Annotated in this window: 2 protein-coding genes and 1 pseudogene; all 3 read right to left on the bottom strand. The window is 24.0% G+C overall.

Going from position 1 to position 1,640, the window contains the following annotated elements; translation table 11 throughout:
* Positions 1–101 precede the first annotated feature (101 nt).
* The gene (locus ACE01R_RS17720) at positions 102–1,010 is read right to left on the bottom strand and encodes a hypothetical protein (RefSeq protein ID WP_395552796.1); all 909 of its coding nucleotides are present in this window, start codon (positions 1,008–1,010) and stop codon (positions 102–104) included.
* Positions 955–1,506 carry a YaiO family outer membrane beta-barrel protein gene (locus ACE01R_RS17725; protein WP_395552797.1) on the bottom strand — a complete coding sequence of 184 codons (552 nt, stop codon included), beginning with the start codon at positions 1,504–1,506 and terminating at the stop codon, positions 955–957. Before ACE01R_RS17725 ends, ACE01R_RS17720 begins: the two co-directional genes overlap by 56 nt.
* A gap of 34 nt (positions 1,507–1,540) precedes the next feature.
* Positions 1,541–1,640: pseudogene (locus tag ACE01R_RS17730) on the bottom strand (IS5/IS1182 family transposase); the annotation flags it as partial.

Below are 1,640 nucleotides of genomic sequence, written 5' to 3' on the forward strand. Positions count from 1 at the left end.
AGAAAGCTTCTTTGAATTGATGTATTTCATCCGCAGATTATGCACGAATGCTAAGAAAATTAGAGTGAAAATATCAATCAAAAAGGTGGTCATTTTTTGATTTATGAAAGAGATCTATAAATCCAATTGGATTCTTCTTTTAGATGTTCAATAAGTTTAAAATCATCAGGGTCATTGATATTCTTAATTGCAATACAAATACTATCAATAGAAAATTTATTAATATTTTTTAAAATATAATTTACAAAATATTCAAAAAAATCAGTTCTTGAAGCAATCTCAATAATACGTTTTTCATTATCGATATTGCTATTTTCAATGAGTTTTAAAATAATTAGCATGGATTCATGAGTGTTAAAAAATCGCATTAAATATTTTAACTCTCTATTTCTCCAATTTTCTCTTATTAAAATTTCTTGAAGTACAATAGGGTAATAGTGTTGCTTATCAATTTTTAATAAGGAAATACATGCTTCAAATGAAATAATATCTAACTTATGTTTTATAAAGGTTTCAATTTCAAACTCAATTAGGTTGGAAAATTTATTTTCATAATAAAAATTTCCTAATGTATGAATAGTTAGACATATTTCCTTTGTATGAATACGCGAAAAAATATTTTTAGTAGAATTTAATTTTTTAATGCAAATTTCATTAATTTTAAATATTTTAGCCATTTCTATTAATTTATTTCTAGAATAAATATCTGCGGAGTTGAATTTTGATGACCAAAAAGATATAAATAGAATATAATCTTTGTTATTAATCTTGATTTTTTGATTTGTATTTTCAGTTAGGAATAAATTAAAATAGTTATTTAATAATTCAAAATATCTTTTATGTTTTTTTGACTGATAATAATTTTTTGCTTGAAAATAAATTATTCCAAAAATTAATTGGCATATAAGAACTAGACTAATACTTAGCCAATTTAAAACAGATAAAAAATCTATTTTATTGAAAGACATAAGATAATCCAGCGATAAATCCAGTTCTTGAATAGTTCCCATGATTAACTGTATGGTTTAATCCAAAATTCATATATAGATTTTTATCTATTAAAATTTTAGACGTAATAGCATGACTAGAAATACGATAAACTTTAGCAGAAGATCCAACAACTTCTGGTTCTTTACCAGAAGAGAAATAATAATTAACGCTGTTATTAGTATCATTAAAATAGTAACTAACCTGAGTTTTTACACCACTAGTAGTTTTATAGAATGATGAATCACTTAACCAAAGTCCAGCTAAAATCCTCCAATTTTCAATATATTTTTCTCCAGCTAAAGAAAAGTAATTAATAGAAGAATTTTCATATTTAGAGTATTTATAGTCAAATATAGGAGAAATAGTACCATTTTTATAATATTGTTGTACAATTAATCCCGTTCTAAATTCTGGTAAATAACCATTTTCATTGAAATCTCCAACTCCAAGAGAATAAGATAAAAAGGTTTTTCCTTTTTCATTTTCATTAATTAAATCAGTACTATTAAATAATATCTCATTATCATTTAAATTAGACTTCTTTCATAAATCATTTTTTACTCAGCTCCAAGTTATAGATTCCAGCAATTAAATTGAATCTCAAACCGAGTCTTTTCCCTCTATTTCGATAACGTTCGGCAAGGATCTTG

Origin of the sequence: Acinetobacter sp. BSP-28 (genome assembly GCF_044130285.1) — a bacterium.
Taxonomy (GTDB): domain Bacteria; phylum Pseudomonadota; class Gammaproteobacteria; order Pseudomonadales; family Moraxellaceae; genus Acinetobacter.

Bases quoted from the DNA above. Each gene is read 5' to 3' on its own strand.
- ACE01R_RS17720 (WP_395552796.1), bottom strand. From the start codon at position 1,010: ATGGGAACTATTCAAGAACTGGATTTATCGCTGGATTATCTTATGTCT.